The 17345-nt window shown below is 61.1% G+C and carries 13 protein-coding genes and 1 tRNA gene; 7 read left to right on the forward strand and 7 right to left on the reverse strand.

Annotated features, from left to right (window positions below):
• The first annotated feature begins 32 nt into the window (after nucleotides 1-32).
• Genes FS804_RS07355 through mnhG form a run of 6 tightly spaced genes read left to right on the forward strand, consistent with a single transcriptional unit; the run spans nucleotide 33 to nucleotide 6033 of the window.
• Nucleotides 33-2951: a monovalent cation/H+ antiporter subunit A gene (locus FS804_RS07355; protein WP_063949666.1), complete on the forward strand. Its 2919-nt coding sequence runs from the start codon at nucleotides 33-35 to the stop codon at nucleotides 2949-2951.
• Nucleotides 2951-3286, forward strand: a complete 336-nt coding sequence (locus FS804_RS07360; RefSeq protein WP_003493763.1) for a Na+/H+ antiporter subunit C — start codon at nucleotides 2951-2953, stop codon at nucleotides 3284-3286. The genes FS804_RS07355 and FS804_RS07360 overlap by 1 nt, the downstream gene beginning before the upstream one ends.
• Entirely contained in the window at nucleotides 3283-4929 is a 1647-nt protein-coding gene (locus tag FS804_RS07365; RefSeq protein WP_186376692.1) for a monovalent cation/H+ antiporter subunit D, read from the forward strand. The genes FS804_RS07360 and FS804_RS07365 overlap by 4 nt, the downstream gene beginning before the upstream one ends.
• Nucleotides 4926-5414: a Na+/H+ antiporter subunit E gene (locus tag FS804_RS07370; RefSeq protein ID WP_063949664.1), complete on the forward strand. Its 489-nt coding sequence runs from the start codon at nucleotides 4926-4928 to the stop codon at nucleotides 5412-5414. The genes FS804_RS07365 and FS804_RS07370 overlap by 4 nt, the downstream gene beginning before the upstream one ends.
• Entirely contained in the window at nucleotides 5411-5692 is a 282-nt protein-coding gene (locus tag FS804_RS07375; protein ID WP_004439850.1) for a K+/H+ antiporter subunit F, read from the forward strand. Before FS804_RS07370 ends, FS804_RS07375 begins: the two co-directional genes overlap by 4 nt.
• On the forward strand, nucleotides 5689-6033 hold the full coding sequence (mnhG, locus tag FS804_RS07380; protein ID WP_063949663.1) for a monovalent cation/H(+) antiporter subunit G: 345 nt from the start codon (nucleotides 5689-5691) through the stop codon (nucleotides 6031-6033). The genes FS804_RS07375 and mnhG overlap by 4 nt, the downstream gene beginning before the upstream one ends.
• 4 nt (nucleotides 6034-6037) lie before the next feature.
• Here the strand turns inward: mnhG and FS804_RS07385 are convergent, their stop codons facing one another.
• From FS804_RS07385 to FS804_RS07415, 7 genes are all read right to left on the reverse strand, one after another.
• On the reverse strand, nucleotides 6038-6391 hold the full coding sequence (locus FS804_RS07385; RefSeq protein WP_246665861.1) for an alpha-ketoglutarate-dependent dioxygenase AlkB: 354 nt from the start codon (nucleotides 6389-6391) through the stop codon (nucleotides 6038-6040).
• 98 nt (nucleotides 6392-6489) lie between these two features.
• Nucleotides 6490-6762 carry a hypothetical protein gene (locus FS804_RS07390; protein ID WP_144575895.1) on the reverse strand — a complete coding sequence of 91 codons (273 nt, stop codon included), beginning with the start codon at nucleotides 6760-6762 and terminating at the stop codon, nucleotides 6490-6492.
• Nucleotides 6763-6915: 153 nt separating this feature from the next.
• Nucleotides 6916-6991, reverse strand: a tRNA-Phe gene (locus FS804_RS07395).
• 252 nt (nucleotides 6992-7243) lie between these two features.
• Nucleotides 7244-7675, reverse strand: coding sequence for a hypothetical protein (locus FS804_RS07400; RefSeq protein WP_144575897.1), 432 nt, complete (start codon nucleotides 7673-7675; stop codon nucleotides 7244-7246).
• 161 nt (nucleotides 7676-7836) lie between these two features.
• Nucleotides 7837-10053, reverse strand: coding sequence for a 3-hydroxyacyl-CoA dehydrogenase NAD-binding domain-containing protein (locus FS804_RS07405; RefSeq protein ID WP_144575899.1), 2217 nt, complete (start codon nucleotides 10051-10053; stop codon nucleotides 7837-7839).
• Nucleotides 10054-10151: 98 nt separating this feature from the next.
• Nucleotides 10152-11360, reverse strand: coding sequence for an acetyl-CoA C-acetyltransferase (locus FS804_RS07410; protein ID WP_004439838.1), 1209 nt, complete (start codon nucleotides 11358-11360; stop codon nucleotides 10152-10154).
• A 37-nt stretch (nucleotides 11361-11397) separates the two neighbouring features.
• A complete protein-coding gene (locus tag FS804_RS07415; RefSeq protein ID WP_144575901.1) occupies nucleotides 11398-13194 on the reverse strand; it encodes an acyl-CoA dehydrogenase C-terminal domain-containing protein in 1797 nt (598 codons plus the stop codon).
• 373 nt (nucleotides 13195-13567) lie between these two features.
• Here FS804_RS07415 and podJ point away from each other — a divergent pair, with 373 nt between their 5' ends.
• Nucleotides 13568-17311, forward strand: a complete 3744-nt coding sequence (gene podJ, locus FS804_RS07425; protein WP_144575903.1) for a cell division protein PodJ — start codon at nucleotides 13568-13570, stop codon at nucleotides 17309-17311.
• The last annotated feature ends 34 nt before the right edge of the window (nucleotides 17312-17345 follow it).

Here is a 17345-nt window from a genome sequence, read left to right on the forward strand (position 1 = left end):
GCTCCATTCCAGAGAGAAAACCGCCGCCGCATATGACACTTGCAACCATTCTACCATTCATTGTCGCATTGCCTTTCGTCGGCGCCCTCCTGACGGCATTCATGCCGCGCGAGGGTGCCGCCGCCGCTCCCGCATCCGTTGCGGGTGCAGTCGCCCTTTTCGGGCTGGTCAGCAGTATTTTCCTTTATACCAGCGTCAGCGGCGGCGCGGCCTTAAAATACGACGTCGAATGGCTACCGCAGCTGGGGTTGAACTTCACGCTCCGGCTTGACGGATTTGCCTGGATTTTTTCGATGCTGATTACCGGCATCGGCCTGCTCGTGGTCCTCTACGCCCGCTATTACATGTCGGCGGAAGACCCGATACCGCGCTTCTTTGCCTTTCTCCTTGCCTTCATGGGTTCCATGCTCGGTGTCGTCCTGTCCGGCAACGTCATTCTGCTTTCCATCTTCTGGGAAATGACGAGCATCTTTTCGTTCCTGCTGATCGGCTACTGGCACCAGAACGCTGGCGCGCGTGACGGCGCCCGCATGGCGCTGACGGTGACCGGTATCGGCGGCTTCAGTCTGCTGGCCGGATTGCTGATCCTCGGCCACATGGCCGGCAGCTATGACCTCGACAAGATTATCGAGGCAGGTGCGACCATCCGCGCCCATCCCCTTTACCTGCCCGCGCTCATCCTCATTCTCGGCGGTGCGCTGACGAAAAGCGCGCAGTTTCCCTTCCACTTCTGGCTGCCCAATGCCATGGCCGCTCCGACGCCGGTTTCCGCTTACCTGCATTCGGCCACGATGGTGAAAGCGGGCGTTTTCCTGCTGGCAAGGTTCTGGCCGGTGCTCGCAGGCACACCCGAGTGGTTCTGGCTGCTGGGTGTCGCCGGTGTGATCACGCTGCTGCTCGGCGCTTATTTCGCCATGTTCCAGCAGGACCTCAAGGGCCTGCTCGCCTACTCCACAATCAGCCATCTTGGCCTTATCACCACCCTGCTCAGCCTTGGCAGTCCGCTCGCAGCAGTGGCGGCCATTTTCCATATGGTCAACCACGCCACCTTCAAGGCCTCGCTGTTCATGGCGGCCGGCATCATCGACCATGAGACCGGCACCCGCGACATGCGACGCCTAAGCGGGCTTTACACCTATATGCCTGCAACCGCGACACTCGCCATGGCGGCAAGCGCGGCGATGGCCGGCGTGCCGCTGTTCAACGGCTTCCTCTCCAAGGAAATGTTCTTTGCCGAGGCCGTCGAGACCCATGCCGACTCGCTTCTCGACCGGGCGCTGCCCTATGTCGCGACGCTGTCGGGCGCCTTCGCCGTCGCCTATTCGCTGCGCTTCATCCACACGGTCTTCTTCGGACCCAAGCCCGTCGATCTGCCCAACCCCAATCCACATGAGCCGCCACGCTGGATGCGCTTCCCGATCGAGTTCCTGGTTTTCGCCTGCCTGATCGTCGGTATCGTTCCGAGCCTGTCGATTGGTCCCTTCCTGCATTCCGCCGTGCTTTCGGTGCTCGGCGCGCAGACGCCGGTCTACAGCCTTTCAATCTGGCATGGCTTCAACCTGCCGCTGATCATGAGTATCGCGGCGCTGATCGGCGGCGTGGCGATCTACGCCCTCCTCGGCGGATATTTCTCGCGCTGTGACGATGGCCCGCCTGTCTTCCGGCATTTACGGGGACAGCGCATCTTCGAGCGCATCATCGTCACCGTGTCCTGGAAATGGGCGCGGTGGCTGGAAAGCACGCTCGGCACGCGGCGTCTGCAGCCGCAGCTGAGGCTTCTCATCCTCGTGGCGCTTCTTGCCGGTTTCTCGCCGCTCTTCCTTTCTGAATTCTCCCTCTCGCTGCCGCGCGTCACGACCTTCGATCCGATCTTCGCTATTCTGTGGCTGATTGGCATGATTGCGGCCATGGGCGCCGCCTGGCAGGCGAAATATCACCGCCTCGCCGCGCTCGTCATGCTCGGCGTCTCCGGGCTTGTCACCTGCCTCACCTTCGTGTGGCTTTCCGCGCCGGATCTCGCCATCACCCAGTTGCTGGTGGAAATCGTCACCACGGTTCTCATCCTGCTTGGTCTCCGGTGGCTGCCGAAACGCTTCGAAAAGGTCGACAGCAGCGATGAACTGCCGGCGCAGCTTCGCCGCGCCCGGGACTTCCTGCTGGCCGCCGCCAGCGGTATCGGCATGTCCGTCATCGCCTACGCCGTGATGACGCTGCCGGTGCCGAATGCGATCGCCACCTATTTCCTGGAACGGGCCTATACCGAAGGTGGCGGCACCAATGTCGTCAATGTCATCCTGGTCGACTTCCGCGGCTTCGATACGTTCGGGGAGATTGCGGTTCTGGCCATTGTGGCGCTTACCGTGTTTGCCCTGCTCCGCCGTTTCCGTCCCGCTCATGAAAGCATTGGCGTGCCGGAACAGCAGCAGCTGCAGAATGCCTTCGATGCCGAACGTCCTGACCGGAGCAAGGGCGATACGGTGCGCGACTATCTCTACGTGCCGTCCATCGTCATGCAGTGGATGTTCCCTGTCATCATCACCTTCTCGATCTTCCTGTTCATGCGCGGCCATGACATGCCCGGCGGCGGTTTCGCGGCCGGCATCACCATGGCGATCGCCTTCCTGCTGCAATATCTGGCCGGGGGCGCGCGCTGGGCGGAAGATCGCATCCGCATCCTGCCATTGCGCTGGATGGGCTTTGGCCTCTTGATGGCCGCGGCCACGGGTATCGGCTCGTGGTATTTCGGCTACCCGTTCCTGACGTCCTATTTCCAATATACGGAAATACCCTATATCGGCAAAATGCCGACTGCTTCCGCCCTGCTGTTCGATCTCGGCGTGTTCTCGCTGGTCGTCGGCTCCACCGTTCTTATCCTGATAGCACTGGCACACCAATCGTTGCGTAACTACCGCGTTCGCACGCCTGACGCCGCAAAAGCGGAGGACGTGTAATGGAACTCATTCTCGCCATCGGCATCGGCATCATGACCGGCTCCGGCGTGTGGCTCATCCTGCGCCCGCGCACCTATCAGGTCATCGTCGGCCTGTCGCTGCTCTCCTACGCCGTCAATCTCTTCATATTCGGCGTCGGCGGCATCAAGACCAATGCGCCGCCGGTGCTGGTCAACGGCGTCGACAGTTCAACGCTGGCAGACCCGGTGCCGCAGGCGCTGGTGCTGACCGCCATCGTCATCGGCTTTGCCACGACCGCGCTTTTCCTCGTGGTGCTGCTTGCCGCGCGCGGCCTTACCGGCACCGACCATGTGGACGGGAGGGAGTCGAAATGATGTCGTTCCCCTTCCACATCGTGATCGCGCCGATCCTTTTGCCACTAATTACCGCCGCGCTGCTGCTGTTCTTCGACGAGCGCCAGCGCGTGGCGAAGGCCGCCATCAGCTTTACCTCCACCGTGCTGTTGCTGGTGGTTGCGATCCTGCTGTTCCGCGAAGTGAATTCGACGGTCAATACCGAGATCGCCGCCGTCGTTTCGAGCGGGGTCTATCTGCTCGGCAACTGGCCGGCGCCATTTGGTATCGTGCTCGTCGCCGACCGGCTTTCCGGCCTGATGGTGTTGCTCACAGCGCTGCTTGCCATTCCGTCGCTGATCTATTCCATGGCGAAGTGGCACAAGTCCGGCGCGCATTTCCACTCGCTGTTCCAGATGATGCTGATGGGCGTCAATGGCGCGTTTCTGACCGGCGATCTCTTCAATCTCTTCGTGTTCTTCGAAGTGATGCTGGCGGCTTCCTATGGCCTCTTGCTGCATGGTTCGGGCCAGCAGCGCGTCAAGGCGGGCTTGCATTACATTGCCATCAACCTCGTGGCCGCGCTGTTCTTCCTGATCGGCGTCAGCCTGATCTATGGCGTCACGGGCACGCTGAACATGGGTGATCTTGCCCACCGGATAGAGGGGCTGAACCCGGACCAGCGCATGCTGCTCGAAACCGGCTCCGCCATTCTCGGTATTGCCTTCCTGGTCAAGGCCGGCATGTGGCCGCTGAATTTCTGGCTCCCCTCCGCCTATGGTGCAGCCTCCGCCCCGGTTGGCGGCCTGTTCGCCATCATGAGCAAGGTCGGCATTTATGTCATCGCGCGCCTGTCCTTCCTGCTTTTTGGACAGACAGCCGGGGAATCCGCCGGCTTTGGCCATGATGCGCTGCTCGTCGGCGGCATCGCCACCATCATCTTCGGGGCGATCGGGGTTCTGGCATCGCAGGCGTTGGGAAGGCTTGCCGGCTTTTCGGTTCTGGTTTCCTCAGGCACGCTGCTCGCCGCCATGGGCACCGGCAATCCGACAGTGGCGGCGGGCGCGCTTTATTATCTCGTCAGCTCCACCCTCACGATCAGCGCCTTTTTCATGCTCATCGAACTTGTCGAGCGCGGCCAGGACGCGGGTGCGAACGTTCTTGCCGTGACCATGGAGGCCTATGGCGAAGGCGAGGAGGAGGAGGAAGAAGAGGAAGTTGGGGTCACCATGCCCGCGACCATGGCGGTGCTCGGCGCCTGCTTTGCCGCCTGCGGCATTCTTCTTGCCGGCCTGCCACCGCTATCAGGCTTCATCGCCAAGTTCTCGATGCTCACGGCAATCCTCAACCCATCGGGTCTCGGTGCCAACGACAGCGTTTCCACGCTCTCCTGGTGGATCATTTTCCTGATCGTCTTTTCCGGTTTCGCCTCACTGATTTCGATGACCCGAGCCGGCATCCGCACCTTCTGGGCGTCCATCGAGGGCACCGTGCCGCGTGTGCTCGTCATCGAAATCGCGCCGATCATGCTGCTGCTCGCCCTCACCCTTGCCATGACCGTGCAGGCCGGGCCTGTCATGCGTTACATGCAGGAGACGGCGCGCATTCTGGATTTGCCGGCGAGCTATATTCAGGGCGTCATTTCCGCACCACGAGCGGGCACCAATCCGGAGGCAGAGCCATGATCCGCCGTCTCCTTCCCTATCCGCTGCTGACGCTCTCACTCATCATCTTCTGGATGACGATCAACAGCTTTTCCCCCGGCCATCTGCTGCTTGGCACCGGCGTCGCGCTCATCGCGTCCTGGTCGATGGCGTCGCTGCGTCCAGCCAAGCCGCGCATCCGCAACTGGCACAAGCTCGCCTATCTGATCCTGATCGTGCTTTACGACATCATCAGATCCAATTTCGCGGTCATGACGATCATTCTGTTCCGGCGTGACCGCGACCGTACATCCGGCTTTCTGGCGGTGCCGCTCGACATCCGCGACCCGATGGCATTGGCCGTTCTGGCGACCATCCTGACCTCGACGCCCGGGAGCGCCTGGCTCGAATATAATTCCAGCCAAGGCACGCTTCTGCTGCACGTTCTCGACGACGTCGACGAGGCCGCCTGGATTAGCCTTATCAAGAACCGATATGAAAAACTGCTGATGGAGATATTCGAATGAGTTCGATTATCCTTTTCTGGTCCTTTTCACTAGCGCAGCTGATGCTGGCCATCGCCATGACGATCTCGGTCTATCGCATCGCCATCGGCCCCCGTGCGCAGGACCGAGTGCTGGGTATGGACACGCTCTATGTCAACGCCATGCTGCTGCTGCTGACCTTCGGCCTGCGCACCGGCAACGATATCTACTTCGAGGCATCGCTGCTGATCGCCATCCTGGGCTTCGTGTCCACCGTGGCCCTTTCAAAATTCCTCATGCGTGGCGAGGTGATCGAATGATCGAAGCTCAAGAATTCCCGCTCTGGGCCGCGATCGCCGTGGCTTTCTTCGTCCTCCTTGGCGCTTCGCTGACGCTGATCGGTTCCATCGGCTTTGCAAAGCTAAGCAGCTTTTACGAGCGGCTGCATGCCCCCACACTCGGCACCAGCTGGGGCACCGGCGGCATTGTCATGGCCTCCATCATCTATTTCTCCGTCTCCGGCGGCCGCTTCGCTTTCCACGAGATCTTCATCGGCATCTTCATGACGGTGACGACGCCGGTTTCCCTGATGCTCCTCGGGCGGGCAGCACTTTACCGGGACCGGGCGGAGCAGAATACGGATAACCGGGAGCATTTGTAATTGCTCAGGTCGATGTTGAAGCAATGACCTTGCGAAAAGTGAGGGAAATCCTTCTGCTTCGGACGGTCCTTACCCCTGTCACAATATCCGATTTGCGAGCCGAAACTTCATGGGTCCAATCAAACCGGCCGGAGTCCGTGGGCAGGCCGCCCGATCGGGGCTGAAGCACTCGGGGCTGAAGCACGGCGCATGTGCCGGTCCGCGCAGATCGCGAAAACATTTCGCAAGCGGATAGAAGGCTTATCGACCCGATTGCATCATCAAAACGTGGGATACAGTCGACATGCGCGCTGATGCCCCGCCCCGGAAAATATTCGTTTGCGATAATCTGATCAGCCAATTTCCTGCAGTCCCTCACCAATCTTTTGGCGAAAACGCCCGGCCATGGCGGCAAAGGCTCCAAGAGGCATCCGCCGTGACTGCGCGCTCTGTAATGGCCCCAGATACCGGACAGGATCAGGTTGGGATCGTTTGAGTGGCCTGCCTCACTCGCTCGGAGATTTCATTGACCGTGGCCTCATCGCCAGTGATGGAAAGGCCCATATAGGTTTCTGCCTCTATGATGATTTCTTGGTCGGCCAATCGCGCCTGAACGGTCTCAATTTCCTGCGAACCAGCAACGGACCAATTCCGACTTTCGACTGAAGCACCGAGCTGCTCCACAACATCCATGACCGTTGTTCGTAGGGTCCCATCGTATTCCGGACCGAATATCACAGTTACTCTCATCGAATTTCTCCAATGAACGAGGCTGGCGTATCTTGTCGGCCAGGAATTTCCTTGGCGAACGGTAGCCGCGAGCTTTGCGAGGGATAATGCGATTGTAGTGATCGAACCAGACTGGGAGTTGGTCGATGACAGTCTCGGCATCGGGAAATTTAATGGTGCCCGGAGGCGGATTTGAACCACCGACACGCGGATTTTCAATCCGCTGCTCTACCAACTGAGCTATCCGGGCACTTCAGGTCCTTGAAGAACCTCCGCTTTTCGCGGTCGGGGTTGTTTGCGCCCCGAAAGTGAGCGGGGTTATAACATCTTGTTCGAACATGGCAAGCGCCATCGCAAAGTTTTTTGACAGTTTTTTCAAACTGCCTGTGGATGGGATAAACATTGCATTTCGACCGCATCACCAGGCGGCTTGAATGCCCGGCCCCACCCGTAACAGGCTGACGGATGAGACCACAAATGCGTGGGACGGACAGGTCCTGCGTTAGGCGTCCTCGCTTCGACGCGCGGCGAAGCCCAATGCGAACGGAACGACTGCGACGAGTGCCGCCATGACCGGTGACGTGGCGAATATACGGCTGGCGAGCGACGTGACGGCCACGGAGCGCACGACGGTCATCAAACGGGAATTTTCCCGGTCGCGCTCGTGCCTTGGGTGTTCGTGCTCCCGACGGGGGTGTTGGGCAGCCTCCAGCCGTTTGAGTTCGCGTCTGATCTTGTCGACTTGCCGACGCAGCTCATCGAGTTCGGCCCTTACCGCAGGGTCGATGGCATCGGCGGCGCTGTTGCTTCGTGCGGCGGATGTCTCTGTCTTCTCTTCTGCGGCGACAGCCTCGGCCTCTTCGTCCAATTCGGCGAGTTCATCATCGAGGTCGGAAGGCTTTTCAAAACCGTGGGATCGCAGTGGCGCTTTCATGGCTGTCTCCTGAGACGTGCTTATTGCTTGGGGCGGGCGTTTCCTGCCCTGTCCTGCCAGTCAACGCCTGAGCCGGGCAAAGGATGCACGGAAAGCGGCAGTGCCAACATAATAAAACAGGCCCCGAAGGGCCTGCTCAAAAATCCTGCCTTGACCGTCGATCACGCGGCCTTGGCCGCGCCGGCATAGGGATCGAAGCGGCCGTAGAAGGTTTCACCCTTGGCGGCCATATCCTTCAGCAGCGGCGTCGGCCTGAAGCGCGGGCCATAGGTCTCGCTGAGCTTTTCGGCGAGCGCCACGAAGGTCTTCACGCCCATGCCGTCGATGTAGGACAGCGCACCGCCGGTATAGGGCGCAAAGCCGAAACCGAGGATGGAGCCGACATCGGCCTCGCGCGGATCGGTGACGATACCTTCCTCCACCGTGCGGGCGGCTTCCAGCGCCACGGTGACGAGGAAGCGTTGTTTCAGCACCTCCATATCCACGTCTTCAGGCTTCTGCTGCGGATAAAGATCCTTCAGGCCGGGCCAGAGGGATTTTTTAGCGGGCTTTGACGGGTAGTCGTAAAAGCCCTTGCCGTTCTTGCGGCCGAAGCGGCCCTCGCCTTCCACCAGCTTCTTCACGAGCTCCATATGACGCGGATCGACGGCCTTTTCACCGAGATCGGCGACGGTGGCTTCGAGGATCTTGTAGGAGAGATCGATGGCCACCTCATCGTTCAGCGCCAGCGGGCCGACCGGCATGCCGGCGAATTTCGCGGCATTTTCGATCATGGCGGGCGGCACGCCTTCGATCAGCATATCGTAGCTTTCCGCCATGTAACGCAGGACGCAGCGATTGACGAAGAAGCCGCGCGTATCGTTGACGACAATCGGGGTCTTCTTGATCTTTGCCACGTAATCCAGCGCGACGGCGAGGGCCCTGTCGCCGGTCTCCTTGCCCAAGATGACTTCCGTCAGCATCATCTTCTCGACCGGCGAGAAGAAGTGGATGCCGATGAAATCGGTTGGACGCTTGGAGTTCTTTGCCAGCCCCGTGATTGGCAAGGTGGAGGTGTTGGAGGCGAAGATCGCGCCTTCAGGCAAAACGGCTTCCACGGCTTCGATGACGGCCTTCTTCACGTCGCGGTCCTCGAACACGGCTTCGATGACGAGATCGGCGTCGGAGAGTACGGCGTAGTCGGATGTGGGCGTGACGAGGTCAAGCAGGGCCTTGCCTTCATCCTGCGTCAGCTTGCCCTTGCCGATGGCGGCCTTGACGCTTTCCTCGCAATGACCCTTGCCCTTGTCTGCGGCTTCCTGATCGCGATCCACCAGCGTGACGGGGATGCCGGCTGCGGCAGTGACATAAGCGACGGCCGCCCCCATGAAGCCCGCACCGACGACGCCGACCTTCCTGAACTCGGTCTTCGGCTGGCCGGCCGGGCGGCGCGCGCCCTTGCCCAGTTCCTGCATGGAAATGAACAGCGAGCGGATCATGCCGAAGGCTTCCTTCGAGCGAAGGATTTCGGTGAAATAGCGCTGCTCCACCTTCAGCGCCGTATCGAAGGGCAATTGCAGGCCTTCATAGACGCATTTGAGGATGGCGAGTGCCGCCGGATAGTTGCCGGCGCTCTCGCGGCGCAGGATCGCGGGGGCTGCGGGCCAGAGCTGGGCAGCCGCAGGCGTCCAGATGCCGCCGCCGGGGGCCTTGAAGCCCTTTTCATCCCAAGGCGCGACTGGCTTCAGACCGTCCTTGATCATCTGCTTTGCGGTTGCGACCAGCTGATCCGGCTCGACCACCTGGTGCACCAGCCCCATGGCCTTGGCGCGCGCACCGGTCAGCGACTGGCCCGTGGTCATCATCTGCAAGGCGGATTGTGCATCGGTCAGGCGCGGCACACGCTGGGTGCCGCCCGCACCTGGGAAGATGCCGACCTTGACCTCCGGTAGCGCCATCTTGAGGTTCTTGGCACTGGAGGCCACGCGGCCGTGGCAGGCGAGCGACAGCTCGAACGCGCCGCCCATGCAGGTACCGTTGATGGCGGAGACCCAGGGCTTGCCGTTGGTCTCAATCTTGCGGAACAGGCCATTCATCCTGCCGACAAGATCAAACAGCTTCTGTGCCGCTTCGTTCGGGTTCTTTGCCTTTTCCTCGTGGTAAAAGGAGAACATCGATTTGATCATCGAGAGATCGGCACCACCGGAAAAGGTGCTCTTGCCTGATGTGAAGACAACGCCTTTGACCGCAGCATCGGCGACGGTCGCATCAACGACGGCGTTCAGTTCCTCCAGAACCTCCGACGTGAAGACATTCATGGATTTTTCCGGCATGTCCCAGGTGACGAGGGCAATGCCGTCTGCATCCGTCTCGATGGTGAAATTGGTGTAAGTGCTCATTTGGGATTCCTCTTCCCTGAATCGTAATGGCCGCTTCGCTTTCCTCGTCATCCTCGGACCTTACCCGAGGATGACGGAAGCGGGCTGTAGCCGCTGTCTCAGACCCGCTCGATAACCGTCGCCGTGCCCATGCCGGCGCCGATGCAAAGCGTGACGAGTGCGGTGTTCAGATCGCGCCGTTCCAGTTCATCCAACACCGTGCCGAGGATCATCGCGCCGGTTGCACCCAGCGGATGACCCATGGCGATCGCGCCGCCATTGACGTTCATCCGATCATGATCGATGTCGAAGGCCTGCATGTAACGCAGGACCACCGCGGCGAAGGCTTCGTTGAGTTCAAAGAGATCGATATCGGCGAGCGACATGCCGGTCTTCTTCAGAAGCTTTTCGGTTACGTCCACCGGGCCGGTCAGCATCAGCGCGGGGTCGGAGCCGATATTGGCGAAAGCCTTGATGCGGGCACGCGGCTTCACGCCCATTGCCTCGCCGCCCGCCTTCGAACCAACCAGCACGGCAGCAGCACCATCAACGATGCCGGATGAGTTGCCGGCGTGGTGGACGTAGTTGATCCGCTCGACTTCCGGGTGGGCCATGATGCCAACGGCTTCGAAGCCACCCATTTCACCAGGCATCTGGAAGGACGGGTTGAGCGAGGCCAGCGCCTGCATATCGGTGCCGGGGCGCATGTGCTCATCGCGGTCAAGGATCGTCAGGCCATTCTGGTCCTTCACCGGAATGACCGATTTGTTGAAATAGCCCTTTTCCCAGGCATGCGCGGCGCGCTTCTGGCTTTCGACGGCATAGGCGTCGACATCGTCACGGGAAAAACCGTATTTTGTGGCGATGAGATCGGCCGACACGCCCTGCGGCATGAAGAACGCCGGAAAGTTGACCGAGGGGTCCATGTACCAGGCGCCGCCCGACATGCCCATGCCGACGCGGGACATGCTTTCGACGCCGCCGGCGATGACGATATCGTCCGAACCGGCCTTCACCTTGCCGGCCGCGAAGTTGATGGCGTCAAGACCCGAAGCGCAGAAGCGCGAAATCTGCATGCCCGGGGCCTTGTTGGAGTAACCGGCCTCGAAGGCGGCGGCTTTGGGGATCACCGCGCCGGCATCCATGACGGGATCGACGCAGCCCATGATGATGTCGTCGACAGCAGATGTATCAAGTCCGTTGCGGTCGCGGATGGCCTCCAGCGTCTTGGCGGCCAGGCGAACGGAGGGCACCTCATGCAGGCTGCCATCCTTCTTGCCGCGTCCGCGGGGGGTGCGGACATGGTCGTAGATAAATACGTCGGTCATCAATTCTCTCCCTGCGGCGTCTTGAACGCCAGATGTCTCAGAATGCTTCTGCGGCCAGTTCCATCATGGTATCCGCGCCGGTTTCGATGCGCGCTTTGCGCAGCGCCGTCTCCGGCATGATGCGCTCCATGTAAAACTTCGCCGTGACAAGCTTGGTCTTGAGGTAATCTTCGTCCGACGCGCTGCCTGCCGCAAGCGCTTCGCTTGCCGCTTTCGCCATGCGCGCCTGCATGTAACCCAGCACCACGATGCCGAAGAGATGCATATAGTCGGTCGAACCGGCACCGGCATTGTCGGGCTTGGCCATGGCGTTCTGCATGAACCACATGGTTGCGGCCTGAAGGTCGTTCAAACCCTTCTTCAGACCCTTGGTGTAGAGGGTCAGCTTTTCGTCGGCGCGGTTTTCCTCACAGAAATCACCGATTTCCTTGAACAGCGCCATGACTGCGCGGCCGCCATTCATGCCGAGCTTGCGGCCCACCAGATCGAGTGCCTGAATGCCGTTCGCCCCCTCATAGATCATGGTGATGCGCGCATCGCGGACATATTGGCTCATGCCATGTTCTTCGATGTAGCCGTGACCGCCAAAGACCTGCTGCGCCATCACGGCGTGGTCGAAGCCCTTGTCGGTCAGCACGCCCTTGAGGATCGGCGTGACGAGACCGAGCAGGTCGTCTGCCGCCTGCCGCTCCTTCTCATCGGTGGAGCGATGGGCGATATCGGATTGCAGCGCCGTCCACAAAAGGAAAGCTCGGCCTGCCTCGTTATAGGCCTTGATGGTCATCAGCGTGCGGCGGATATCCGGGTGCACGATGATCGGATCGGCTTTCTTGTCCGGGAATTTTGCGCCGGAAAGCGAACGGCCCTGAACGCGCTCCCGGGCGTATTCGACGGCGTTCTGATAGGCAATCTCGCCAACCGAGAGCCCCTGCAGGCCGACGCCGAGGCGGGCTTCGTTCATCATCACGAACATGGCCGAGAGGCCCTTGTTTTCCGCACCCAGCAAATAGCCGGTCGCGTCATCGTAGTTCATGACGCAGGTGGCGTTGCCGTGAATGCCCATCTTGTGTTCGATCGCACCGCAGGTGACGCCGTTGCGCTCGCCCGGCGTGCCGTCTTCCTTCACCAGGAACTTCGGTACGATGAAGAGCGAAATGCCCTTGGTGCCCTCAGGCGCGCCCTCGATGCGGGCGAGCACCAGATGGACGATGTTATCAGTCATGGAATGTTCGCCGGCCGAGATGAAAATCTTTTGACCGGAAATCTTGTAGCTGCCGTCAGCCTGTGGCACGGCCTTGGTGCGCAGCAGGCCGAGATCGGTGCCGCAATGGGGTTCGGTGAGGTTCATGGTACCGGACCATGTGCCACCAACCATATTCGGCAGATAGGTTTGCTTCTGCTCCTGCGTGCCGTGCACTAAAATCGCAGCGATCGCGCCCTGCGTCAGGCCGGGATACATCATCAGGGAAAGGTTGGCGGACGACATATATTCGCCGATTGCCGCATGCAGCGTATAGGGCAGGCCCTGACCGCCAAACTCCGGCGGCACGGCAAGACCGATCCAGCCACCCTCGCAATAGGCGTCATAGGCTTCCTTGAAACCATCCGGCACGGAGACGGAGCCGTCATCGGCGCGCTTGCAGCCCTGCTGGTCCCCGGAAAGGTTAAGCGGGAAAAGCCGCTCTTCGGCAAGCTTTGCCGCTTCGCCGGTGATTGCCTCGATCATGTCAGGCGTCGCATCCTCGAAGCCGGGCAGGTTATTATACCGCTCCAGGCCGAGAACGTCATTCAGGATAAAAAGCGTGTCCTTAACTGGGGCCTTGTAAACAGGCATTACCGATGTTCCTCCGCATCGTGGGCGCCGGAGCTAATCCGGCCGATATGACGTGACAATATTTGACGTGCGCGTAAACGTCAAACAGATTTCGGCGGAATATTGCCAAGGCGTGTTGCGCATTACCCTGCCCATCGGCCTCGGGCCGGTCAGACGCGGCAAAAGTTAAAAAATTCCGACCACGGTTAACCACTTCTTTACCACGTTTCGTGAATTCTCCGGACAGAGGTAACTGCTTCGTTCGGCGGCGCAATTTCCTCGATGGGGGCAAATACCGGCTCAGGAACTGCTGCATGTTGCGGCGATGACGTGATGGGACAGAACGTCGCGACAGAAACCGGGCACGGCGGGCGGAAGCGAAGCGAGCGAGAAGATGAACGGATTGCGATCGAAAACCCAACAGCCAGGCGACAGGTCGTCTCTTGATGCTCTCAATCGCACCATTGAAGGCCTTGAAGCCCGTATCGAAGGGCTGATGAGCCAGAAGTTTCCGCGCGACCCGCGGTCTGCGAGCGCGCAGCCAGTGGAGAAGAACGACGCCCCTGCCGCGCCGCGTGAAGTCCGCGCGAGCGTGACCCCGCCGCAGCTCGACCCCGTCAATGAAATTCGCCAGCGTCAGCGTCTGCTGGAGACGAGCTTCCAGCGGCCGCAGGACCCTGCGGCCCGCCCGGAACGCACCATCACACGGCCGCTCGCGCCGGAATATCGGCAGAGGGAGGCTCAGCCGGCTCCTCAGGCTGCGCCACGCGCGCGCGCCATTCCTTCCTACCAGCAGGAAACACCGCGCAATGACGCGGCCCTGCAGGAAATCGCCCAGGCGCTCGTTAATCTTCGCCATGAGCTGAAGAGCGATATTGCCGAGGGGGTTGCGCGGGAAGCGCAGGGACTGCGCGACGAAATCCGCAACATCCGCGCGGTGGCGGAAGACCAGCAATTTATCGGCGATCTGCGTGACGACATCGCACGGCTTGCCGGGAGCATCGACCAGCTTGGCAATCTGGCATCGCCCGACGTTTATGGCCTGCGCAACGAATTCGAAGACCTGCGTCTGACCATCGACCAGCTTGCGCGCGAAGACAGCATGCATCGGATCGAAAGCCGCTGGAACACTGTGGAAGACACGCTGCGCGGTTTCGATGCGGCCTCGTTGCAGGATGAGATCGTTTCGCTCGCCTACCGTCTCGATGACATCAAGACCCAGCTCGGCGGCATGAGCAACAATCCCGCCGTGCGCGTGCTTGAGGACAAGCTCATCACCATTGCCAGCGCCGTGGAGCAGCTCGGCAAGCATATGCAGCCCAACGAGGCTGCCTTTACCGAGCACTTTTCGGGTCTCGACCAGCGGCTGGACGAAATCAGCCGCGCCATAGCCGCAACCGGCACACATGCCAATGCACAGGCAACGGACAATGCGCTGGCGCAGCGGCTGGAAAGCCGGCTGAACGGCCTTGCCGAACAGCTCGGCGACATCAATCGCCTTGCCGCCGCTAAGCCGGAACCGGCGTCCGACCTCACCGCCCGCCTTGAAGCGCTCTCCGGCAAGATCGATGAACTCAGCACCGCGCGCGACGCTGCGCAGCTGCACGACCGGCTGGACCAGCTTTCCCTGCTTCTGGAGCGCTCGCAGCGCCCCTCCCAGCAGGCGGAACTGACATCTTTCCTCAGCGATATCTCTCGCAAGATCGATGCGCTGGATCATGGTGCCGTCAATGACGGCTTGGCCGAGCGGCTCGACCTGCTGTCGCGCCGGATCGAAGATCTCGATTACCGCTACAGCCAGCCGCAGCCGGCTTCGGGTTTCAGCGACGGCGCCTTCTCCCGTCTGGAAGAGCGTCTCGGCACGATCGCCGCCCGCCTTGACGAGTCCGCCCATGCCGCGCCCGCCGACAGCCACGCACTGGCGAGCCTAGAAAACCAGATCGCCCATCTCTCCACGCTGATCAGCCAGCCGGTGCAGGTGCAGGCGGCTGGCATGTCGCCGGAACTCGACGCCCGTATGGCGGCGATCGAAGACTACATGGCGTCCAACGACGAATATATCATCGAAGCGGCCCGGCAGGCGGCCGAGGCCGTTCTCGACGCCTATACGCGCAACAATCTTTCCGCTGGCGCAAACATCGCCGACATGTCGATGCTGACCGATCTTGCGGCCGATCTGCGCAACCTTGAAGCACTGAGCCGCAACACCGAAGAGCGTACGCACCGCACCTTCGAAGCATTGCATGAAACGCTGGTGCAGATCGCCGGCCGCCTCGACAATCTCGACAACGGCTACCGCGAGGCGGCTCCTCGCCACGTTACGCAGCAGGCGGTTGCCGCAGACCGCGAAGACATCGCGATGCCTGCCGCTATCTTCCCGGAAGAAGGCTATATCGCCGAAGAGCAGGCCATTCTCAACGATGCCGGCGAAGACGACGCGACCGCGATCGTGCCGCCGGCCGCCGCCAAGCCAGCAAAAACGGAAAGAAAGAGCCTGCTCGCCGGCCTGACCAAGCGCTTCAAGACAAGCACGGCAAAGCCCGCCAAGACGAAGGAAGAGCCCGTTTCGGCCTCTTCCGCCCGCACGCAGGTTGAGCCAGCCCCGTCGCTCGATCCGATCGACGTTCTGCCGGCTGGCCAGGAGAATGAACTTCTGGAGCCAGGCTCAGGCGCGCCCGATATCAAGAAAATCCTCGAGCGCGTGCGTGCAAGCCAGGTGGCCGCAACCGGTAAGCCCGCAGATGCGGAAGGACGGACGGATTTTATCGCCGCTGCCCGCCGCGCCGCCCAGGCCGCCGCGATGGAAACATCGCCCGAGAAGCTGGACACCGGAAAGAAGAGCCGCAAGGCAGACGCGTCCGCTCTTTCACGCTATCGCCGCCCGTTGCTGCTCGGCATCGGCGCCATTCTGCTGGCGATGATGGCCATGCCGCTCGTCAAGACGCTGATCGGTGGCGCGGAAGCCCCGGCACGGCTCATCGAGCAGAAGATGGACAACGCGCCGGTTTCCGCGCTTCCGGAAACGGGCGAGAAGGCCGTCACCATTCCCTCCACCCTCGCCGTCGATCCGGAAGATGCGGCATCGGCCGACAGCATCGAAAACTCGGCCCCGGCACAAAACATCATCGACAACCGCACGATAGGCGGCGCGCCGCTGCCGGACGAGCCTCCAGTTGCGGATGTACCTGCCGTGGAACCCACGAAGGCCGGCACCGTCGCACAGAGCAGCACTCCGGCACCGGCTCAATCTACTGTGGCCGCACCGTCTGCGGAAAACGCCATTGCGGTCCCCGCCGGCATCGAGCCCGCATCGCTTGCTGAAGCCGCTGCCAAAGGCGATACACAGGCCCTGTTCGAGATCGCGGCGCGCTACACCGAGGGTCGCGGCGTCACCGTTGACCGTGCGGAAGCAGCAAAGTGGTACAAAATGGCGGCCGATCGCGGCCTTGCCCCTGCGCAATACCGTCTTGCCAACCTCTACGAGAAGGCAAACGGGGTCGAGCGCAATCTTGCCGAAGCAAAGCGCTATTACACGCTGGCTGCCGAACAGGGGAATGCCGGAGCAATGCATAATCTCGCGGTTCTGCTTGCCTCCGACGCAGCCGGCCAGCCGGATTTCGGCGCGGCCGCGCAATGGTTCATCAAGGCCTCCGAACTCGGTGTGCGTGACAGCCAGTTCAACCTCGCCATTCTCTATGCGCGCGGCAGCGGTGTGAAGCAGGATATCGAGGAGTCCTACAAATGGTTCGCCATCGCCGCCAAGGATGGCGATGCGGACGCAGCACAAAAGCGTGACGAGGTTGCAGGCGCCATGAGCCCGCAGCAGCTTCAGAGCGCCAAGGCCAAGGTGGATGCCTGGAAGGTGAAGCCGCTTTCGGAAGACGCCAATAGCGTCAACCCACCCGAGGAATGGGCGGGTAAGGAAGGTGTGAAAACCGCCTCCGTCGACATGGAGAAGGCAATCCGCAACATTCAGGCGATCCTCAACAAGAACGGTTTCGATGCCGGCCAGCCGGACGGGAAGCTGGGCAAGAACACCGTGACAGCCATCAAGGACTTCCAGAAGTCCGTCGGCCAGACGCCGGATGGGCGTATCACCAATGAGCTGGTGACCGCGCTTCTCGCCCGCAACAAATAAGTTTTGAAACCATGTGAGGCGGCCCCTGTGGCCG

The sequence above is a fragment of the Agrobacterium sp. DE0009 genome (assembly GCF_007680755.1).
GTDB lineage: Bacteria > Pseudomonadota > Alphaproteobacteria > Rhizobiales > Rhizobiaceae > Agrobacterium > Agrobacterium tumefaciens_B.